Here is an 8,144-nt window from a genome sequence, read left to right as displayed (position 1 = left end):
AGCTTTAAAAAAAACTCAAAAAGGTAAAAATGTAAAAATCTGACGCTCACGGATGAGCTAATGCAGAGCCTGCACAGAAGGTGCTTAAAAAGGCTCTGCCAAAAACTAATAAGTCCTCGCAGCGCGGAAGCCCATGCTGCCGTCCGCCATGGACGGGCCGAGAGGGCTTCGACTAGAGACGCACAGATCGCGGTGATCGCTTTCCCCGCTGTACCAGACCCCGCCCCGCTGCACACGGAGAGTACCACTACTTGGACCTGTTGGATCTATTTCCGGATCACTGTCATAATCATCATGCCAGTCATAATTCCACTCCCATACATTCCCGCTCATATCATATATGCCCAGTTCATTCGGTAATCTTGTGCCAACCTCATGTGTCCCGTAATGCCCTCCGCCTCCATCGTCATACAAAAAACTATTCGGGGTATTAAACGAATTACCCCAATACCATGCATAATCTCCAAAAACCGTTGATTCTCCTCCATCAATCGGATAACAATAACCTGTTTCATCTCCGCTTGCATGATTACCTGGAAGCCAGCTAATTCCGTCAATATACCTAGCCGCATATTCCCACTCCGCCTCTGTAGGAAGCCTGTAGCCATTATTGCTAAAATTACAGCTCCAATCACTCAAGTCATAGCAGGGCGTCAAACCCTCCATCTCACTCAAATAGTTACAGAATGCAGCAGCCCCATACCAGCTTATCCCTATGCACGGATAGTTCGACAAATCAACCCTACCTCCATATCCATCATCGCCTCGGTCAGTCATAACTGAAAATGTCCCACCACTGTATTCTAAATAACAATGGGTACTCTCCAGATCCATATCAAGCAGTTCCTGGCTATCATCTCCAGTATTGGTTACTGTAGTTTCATTAACAATCGCAAACTTACCCTCTCCATTCGCCCAGTTGAACACCTCAACCACCTACGCATTCGTCACCTCATATTTACCCATGTAAAAACTGCTTAAAGTCACCTCATGCACAGGCGTTGCAACACCGTCATAACCCATCTGAAATGTGCCCCCTGGCACATACACCATGTCTTTCGGAATAACCATAACCTCACATACAGCGGTAAATCCTCCATCTGTTGTAGTTACTGTAATGGTCGCTGTTCCCACCGCAACTGCGCTAACCGTGCCATCTGATGCCACTGTGGCAACGCCTTCATTGTCGCTTAACCAGCTCACACTCTGATCCGTAGCATCCGCTGGCTCAACTGTGGCTGTCAACTGCTCAGTTGAACCTAAACCTATGGTTGTGCTGCTCTTGTTCAGCGATACGCCCGTGACAGCTATTGAGCCCGGTATGATCGGTTTGTCACTGCCTCCATCATCATCTCCGCATCCGACTAAGCCTATGCCCAAAAACATAACTAAACCAACAAAAACCATACTTGCAAATCTCTTCATAAAAATTCTCCTTTGAAATTTAAATGTAATTATATCCTGTTACTGTAAAAAGTATATTATACCGTTTTCACTGAGTATAAACGGATATAATCGCATGTAATCGTTGATATTCAGCATCAATTTCTTAAATATCAACTCTTACAGGAACGCCATTATATAAAAAAATAATTATACGCACGGAAAATACAATCCCGAATAATTATGAATATTGATAAGTATACGTCGTTATAGCGATATAGTTTATTTATTACCCAAAAACAGGTTAAACCTCAATGTCATTCCTGCGAATGCAGGAGTCTTTATAGATTAGAATCATAATAAGATTGCTGTATTCCTAAGAATGACCTGTCAAAGTGAGATAATAGCCCATTTTTTCTCTTTAGCTTTATAAAATGATTCCATAATGTAAAAAAAAAAAAAAAATAAATTAATCTTGACAATAATAATCATTACTATTATTAGTTTAGCTGGGAGTATTATATAATTCGGGAAAATAAAAAATATTCAATATAGATGTTGGTACAATCTACAAGCATATATCTTAGCTAACGTAATAATTTAAGGGAGGAATAATATGGACAAGATTAGCATAGATGAAGCTACAATTAAGGCCTATGATAAAGCAAAGAAAGATGGAATTAGCACAGTCTTTGATAGAGCCGCGGATATGAAACCCTGCCCCATTGGCGCAGATGGCAGTTGTTGTAAAAATTGTTCAATGGGACCATGCCGCGTTCCGCTACCAAAGAAGGAAGGAGTAGAGCAGAAGGTAGGGCTATGTGGAGCAACAGCGGAGACAATAGCAGCTCGAAATTTTATCAGGATGATAGCGGCAGGTGCAGCGTCTCATTCAGATCATGGCAGGGGAGTTGCAGAGGTCTTCTTATTGGCTGCTAAAGGAGAAATTCCAGGTTATGAAATAAAGGATGAACAGAAATTATATCAGGTTGCAATGGACCTTGGCGTTGAGATTGAGGATAGGGAGATTAAGGATATTGCAATTGAAGTTGGTGAAAAGGCTCTTGCTATGTGGGGACAGCAGGAGGGCAAGCTCCAACTGCTGAATAAAGCTCCAGCAAAGCGGCAGGAACTCTGGGAGAGAGAAAAGGTATGGCCTAGAGGAATTGACAGGGAGATCGTTGAAGTAATGCACAGAACGCATATGGGGGTTGATCAGGATTATAAAAGTCTGATGTCCCAGGGAATACGCGCGGCCTTAAGTGATGGATGGGGCGGATCAATGCTTGGGACTGAACTTCAGGACATAATGTTCGGAACACCAGTGCCTGTCTATAGCGAGGTCAATCTCGGAGTGTTAAAGAAGGATCAGGTTAATATTATTGTACATGGTCATGAACCGCTGCTTTCTGAGATGATAGTAGTTGCTTCTCGGGACCCGGAAATGATAAAGCTTGCAGAATCAAAGGGCGCAAAGGGCATAAACATATCGGGTATGTGCTGCACAGCTAACGAGGTGCTTATGAGGCATGGTATTCCTATTTCCGGCAACTTCCTGCAGCAAGAGCTTGCAATAACTACAGGCGCAGTTGACTCCATGGTAGTAGATGTTCAGTGCATTATGCAGTCACTTGTGAATGTCGCTTCATGTTATCATACAAAACTGATAACAACGAGTCCGAAGGCTGATATTACAAACGCCTATAGGATTGAATTCGATGAACACAATGCCTTGAACTCCGCAAAAGAGATAATTCGTGTTAGCATAGACAATTTTTCAAATAGGAAGGAAGAGGTTGTTATCCCTGAAGAAAAATCTCCAATAATTGCCGGGTTTAGCCATGAAACGATAAATTATCTTCTTGGTGGCACCTTCAGAGCATCCTACAGGCCATTGAATGATAACATAATAAATGGCAGGATACGCGGGATAGCGGGCGTTGTTGGATGCAATAACGCAAGAGTAACCCATGATAATGATCACTTTACCTTGATAAAGGAACTAATAAAAAATGATGTTATCGTTCTCACAACGGGTTGCAGCGCAATTACTGCCGGAAAATTTGGGCTATTAACACCTGAGGCTGCAATGAAACATGCTGGTCCGGGCTTAATAGAGGTCTGCGAGACAGTCGGCATTCCTCCAGTGCTTCATATGGGATCCTGTGTTGATAACAGTAGAATCCTATTGGCAGCAACTGCTGTTGTCAAAGACGGCGGTTTGGGAGAGGATATTAGCGACCTTCCAGCCGCAGGGGCTGCCCCTGAATGGATGAGCGAAAAGGCGATAGCCATTGGTCAATATTTTGTAGCTTCAGGGGTATACACCCTATTCGGTGGAAGCGACACCTTTCCGATTCTTGGAAGCAAGGACTTAGTCAAATACCTGTTTAAAGATATTGAAAAAACCTATGGTGGCAAGTGGGATTTTGTTAATGATCCTATTGAGATGGCCCAAAAGATGATCGCTCACATTGATAAAAAACGTAAGGATCTGGGTATTGATAAGAAGAGAGAGCGAGTACTATTTGATATGGAAAAACGACGAGAATTAGCATAGATCTGTTTTTTCCAATAATTTGAGTTGTTAGTTAATATCGCACGACCCACAATTCGTATTTTACTGGTAGATTGCATATTATGTGAAGAATATCTGCCAGTAAAATACGCTTTTAATATTATTTTATCTTTTTTGTACTTTTTCAGCCTCTTCAATAGAACTATAACCCATATTTAGTACTAGTTGTGAATATAGCTCCTCAGTCAAATTTATTCCCTTCTCATGACTATCTAAAACATCTTTATGAAGGAGTTTTATGGTATTATCAGAATATGTCTCCAACTCGCTTTTCAGGTAAGTCTCAAATGATGTTCTGTTAACCGAATCCTCGGCACTCGAAAGCACTCTCGCGCCACCCATCAGATTTGGATATTTATTGAACATTTTTATCTGCCATTCATATTGAATATCAACAATCTCTTTTATTAAAGGGTTTGGCTTTTTTGGAGGAAGAAGGCTATCCATTCGAGCATATTTCTCTGTCATAAGATTCTTCCCTGCCCTCTCTGCCATCTGTAGATCGCTTCGATAGCTCTTCAGGGTTTCCTCTGACCAGGTTGAAAACTGCGCCCTTCTATGCATCCGAAAACTATCCGGATAACTCTGGCAACTGCTGGGTTGAGCGGTTGGAACAGTTAGAAACATATTTATTTCAATATCAAGAATATCTGTTATTAAATCATCCTTTTGTGACATTTTTCCCTCCCTTATTATTTTCACGTTATGCGATTTTGTAATTCAAGGTAACAATATGACAGTAGGTATAATCACTGTTTTGCTTATCGATGTTGAGTATAAGACTCAAAGCGTACTTTATCCCTCAATATGATCAATCCCCTTTTAACGCGCTACCCATATTTAATGTCTAAGATAATGAAATACCCCTGCTTTGTAAATAATAATTGTAAGTATCTCTCATGCCATCTATAAAAGGTGTATATTCAAATCCTAGGATACTCTGTATTAAAGCCCCTGAATAAATCAAATGTTTATTCAATGGGAAGGGCAATGGAATTCTACTTGAGTTAATATCCCGAATACTCATAATATTAACATATAGAAATTTGCCAGCTATTTCTTCTAATACCTCAGCAAACCTTGCATATGAGATAAATTCTAAACTCGATAGATTATATTCCTTTTTATAAAGCTCCTCATTTCCTAAACTAGCTATAAGTATTTTAGCGACATCCCAAACTGATACAAAAGAGAATAGAGGAAGTCTATTATCAGGTATAATAATGGTTTCACTCTCGATTATAGAATCGAAGAAATAGCTTTCTCTTGGAGCATAATTATACTTTCCATAAATAATTGCAGGGCGAAATGACGTATAATTGATCTCCTTTTGACTACACAACTCTTTTAGTCTTATTTCACCAAGCCATTTATTATATGCATAATCAGCGGCCTGCGGCCCTAATTCAGGTTGAGGACCTGATAGCTTGGGAGCATCTTCAGTTATTGGCAACATCTGTGTCGCTTGATAAATCGACGTTGTGCTAATATATATATAGTGTTTAACTCCCCCCTTTGGGAAAACCGAAAGGGCATTCTCAATATCCTGGGGTGTGTATGCGCAGAAATCCACAATAACGTCCCACTGAGTTGAAGAGACGCTCTGTTTGAATTTATCAACATCATTTCTATCACAGACAATCTCCTTCAACCCTTGCATCCGGAGTGGGCGGTTGCCTCTGTTTAAGACAGTGATGGAATAATCGGATTCCTTCACAAGCTCTTCAACAAAGACCTTCCCAACAAAATAGCTGCCTCCAATTATTAATATATCTTTCACAAATATCCTCCTAAGGTATATTTTATTTTAACCCACCCAGACATTTCTCTCTCTCATTTGTGGATCCCTTATTTTGCTCTGTATAATTGGACCATGATCGAGTAAATAATTACTTGATGAATCAGTTAATTCCTCATTCTTCAACTGCTCAATAATTGCTGAACAAATCTCTTCAACTATTCTAGGTTTTTCATTATAATCCTTTGTGGAAATCAATTCAGCAATTTTCATATGTATGACCGCTCCAAGTATAGGAAGCTGTTTCAGGGCTCTATGCACCCACTTGTAAAAAGGGGTATATCTCTTATTGATTAGAAATATTAAGGACATCACATCAGCGCAAAATTTGGTCTCAGCATACTGTGCCGCAAAATATTCATTTCTCTTAATTGAACGTTCTAGGTTGTATTGACCAGACTGAGCAATTGTCATGCATCTGGAAGCCATCTTCTTCAACCTCACATCATCAGGATAAAATTCAAGCAGTTTAGATCTAAACCGTGAAAACTCACCAAGGGGATCATAAAAGACCTTCCCATTAGTGCATGCAGCTAGCGATTGCTCTGGAAGCGAAATCCAATCATCAAGGTTTGATGGTATATTGTCTATACCAATAAAATTTGCATAAAATTGACCTATCTCAAAGACTCCAACCCTTCCTTGACCCCAATCACTGGTTTTTCTCGATTCATATCCCTCGATTGACTTTGGCAGATTATCATACTCCTTTTGCAAGATCCCCCCAATCGCATTATAATCCTCCATTGTCAGCCATAGACAAAAACTGGGCCCCCAATCATGATCTCGAGATATGGCATCATCAAATCCAAAACACTCCGATCCATCACCAACGAGCCCGCCAGCTATGCGTTCACTATGCTGACTAAATGCATTTTGAATCATAGGCAAGCCATTATTATAAAAATATTTTTCCGCAAGCTCCAATCCTTTCATAACATTCCTTCCTTACTTATCAATGTTATTGCCATAATATTATATTCCAAACAAATTACTCACCAATCTCATAATGAAGAGCAGTAGGTATCTATATCAATATGATTTATAAGACACTCAATCCGAAAACAAGCACATCATCTTTTGTATAAGAATAAAACTATAAAATATCCACAACTTCATGGGTTAAGGAATTATAAAAAACAAACATATTTCCGCTTAGGGAGTATTACAATTATAAGTAAATTTAGAAAAAGTGAAAAAAAAACACAAGGATAATTTGGAAATTCGAATGGATAATACGAATAAAGAAAGCGAATTGCTCATATTACCTGCATTAGGAATAATTATGACCTTTCAACCAGCGTATCTGTTATTCAGTTCAGCAATCATAAATCTATTATTAAGAAGCCTCAATTTAACTTAATAAAAAATAACCCGCCTGAACAATTTCAGCATTATATGGTCAATTATGAATCAGATCAAATCACTAAGGTTGCATATAACATGACTTTTCTTTTAACCACAGTATCATTGAATAGTTTATATTCATTATATAATATTAAATGGGACATCATTTGGAATAGATTATTTTTTGTTGATTTTTTTTGAAAATCTGCTATTCTTATGTAGTAAAATTGAAAATTATTACTTATCATTATAAAATATTACAATAGCAAATCTTACTAAATCCTCGTTGCTCGCAACAATCTTTATTGCGATCAATCACTTATGGAGATTATAAAATGACACAACAATTTATTATTAAATAGTAAACCACCGGCAAAGCTGGTGGTTTACTATTTAATGGGAACCTCTATTAATTAAATTTCTAACAATACCCTTATTCACAAACCCTGTGGAATCAGGTGTTTGCACAGGCTGGCAACAAAATATTTTTAATTAATAGAGGTTCCCTAATAATAATAACAAATACCCTTTAGAAAAGAATATTTCTGAAAAATAAACATGCGGAAATTTTTATGATAATACTTATTGTTGTTTATTGATTATTCTTACAAATACATTTATCACTATTGCGAATAATTTAAATAGAGCAAAGTAATAATTTTTTCTAAGGAGGATTCTAATGATAAAATTTATTTTTATTAATATATTCCTATTGTTGTTATTTCAAGAGCTTGTTTTTAGCCAGTTTAAACCTAATATTGAATATAAAATTTTTAGTAAACAGAGTGGAAAATCAATAGATGTTTGTTGCCATAATGACCCAAAAGTTGCTATAAATAGGATAAATAACTTATATGTTACAAACGCTCATGATGGGAAAAATCAAAAATTTAAAATAGTACATGTTATTAATGGTTATTATGGCCTTGCCCGAAAAAGAGGACATGAAGTTAAGCAAAAGAAACGATAATAAGCTTAACGGAGGAGTCAATGAAATCAAGAAGAAAATTTGACAAACAATTTAAGATTGATTCAGTA

General features: G+C 38.1%; 7 protein-coding genes. 2 read left to right on the top strand and 5 right to left on the bottom strand.

The window, feature by feature from the left end; all coding sequences use genetic code 11:
• Positions 1-105: 105 nt before the first annotated feature.
• On the bottom strand, positions 106-927 hold the full coding sequence (locus tag SVZ03_13880; GenBank protein MDY6935298.1) for a formylglycine-generating enzyme family protein: 822 nt from the start codon (positions 925-927) through the stop codon (positions 106-108).
• A 9-nt stretch (positions 928-936) separates the two neighbouring features.
• Complete coding sequence (locus SVZ03_13875; GenBank protein ID MDY6935297.1) at positions 937-1,425, bottom strand: Ig-like domain-containing protein; 489 nt, start codon at positions 1,423-1,425, stop codon at positions 937-939.
• 574 nt (positions 1,426-1,999) lie between these two features.
• On the opposite strand from SVZ03_13875, the gene cooS reads away from it, so the two are divergent.
• Positions 2,000-3,943, top strand: a complete 1,944-nt coding sequence (cooS, locus tag SVZ03_13870) for an anaerobic carbon-monoxide dehydrogenase catalytic subunit (GenBank protein ID MDY6935296.1) — start codon at positions 2,000-2,002, stop codon at positions 3,941-3,943.
• 123 nt (positions 3,944-4,066) lie between these two features.
• Here cooS and SVZ03_13865 read toward each other — a convergent pair whose 3' ends face one another.
• The 3 genes from SVZ03_13865 to SVZ03_13855 form a co-directional block, all read right to left on the bottom strand.
• Positions 4,067-4,639 carry a DUF4125 family protein gene (locus tag SVZ03_13865; GenBank protein MDY6935295.1) on the bottom strand — a complete coding sequence of 191 codons (573 nt, stop codon included), beginning with the start codon at positions 4,637-4,639 and terminating at the stop codon, positions 4,067-4,069.
• A gap of 169 nt (positions 4,640-4,808) precedes the next feature.
• Positions 4,809-5,741: an NAD-dependent epimerase/dehydratase family protein gene (locus tag SVZ03_13860; protein ID MDY6935294.1), complete on the bottom strand. Its 933-nt coding sequence runs from the start codon at positions 5,739-5,741 to the stop codon at positions 4,809-4,811.
• A 27-nt stretch (positions 5,742-5,768) separates the two neighbouring features.
• A complete protein-coding gene (locus tag SVZ03_13855; protein MDY6935293.1) occupies positions 5,769-6,695 on the bottom strand; it encodes a DUF4037 domain-containing protein in 927 nt (308 codons plus the stop codon).
• 1,090 nt (positions 6,696-7,785) lie between these two features.
• On the opposite strand from SVZ03_13855, the gene SVZ03_13850 reads away from it, so the two are divergent.
• The gene (locus tag SVZ03_13850; GenBank protein MDY6935292.1) at positions 7,786-8,076 is read left to right on the top strand and encodes a hypothetical protein; all 291 of its coding nucleotides are present in this window, start codon (positions 7,786-7,788) and stop codon (positions 8,074-8,076) included.
• Positions 8,077-8,144 lie beyond the last annotated feature (68 nt).

Source organism: Spirochaetota bacterium (genome assembly GCA_034190085.1).
GTDB lineage: Bacteria > Spirochaetota > UBA4802 > UBA4802 > JAFGDQ01 > JAXHTS01.
This window is presented reverse-complemented; position numbering and strand designations above follow the sequence as displayed.

What these genes read in the sequence shown, in the direction of transcription:
- cooS (MDY6935296.1), top strand. Translation starts at nt 2,000, where the DNA reads ATGGACAAGATTAGCATAGATGAAGCTACAATTAAGGCCTATGATAAA.
- SVZ03_13875 (MDY6935297.1), bottom strand. Translation starts at nt 1,425, where the DNA reads ATGAAGAGATTTGCAAGTATGGTTTTTGTTGGTTTAGTTATGTTTTTG.
- SVZ03_13850 (MDY6935292.1), top strand. Translation starts at nt 7,786, where the DNA reads ATGATAAAATTTATTTTTATTAATATATTCCTATTGTTGTTATTTCAA.
- SVZ03_13865 (MDY6935295.1), bottom strand. Translation starts at nt 4,639, where the DNA reads ATGTCACAAAAGGATGATTTAATAACAGATATTCTTGATATTGAAATA.
- SVZ03_13855 (MDY6935293.1), bottom strand. Translation starts at nt 6,695, where the DNA reads ATGAAAGGATTGGAGCTTGCGGAAAAATATTTTTATAATAATGGCTTG.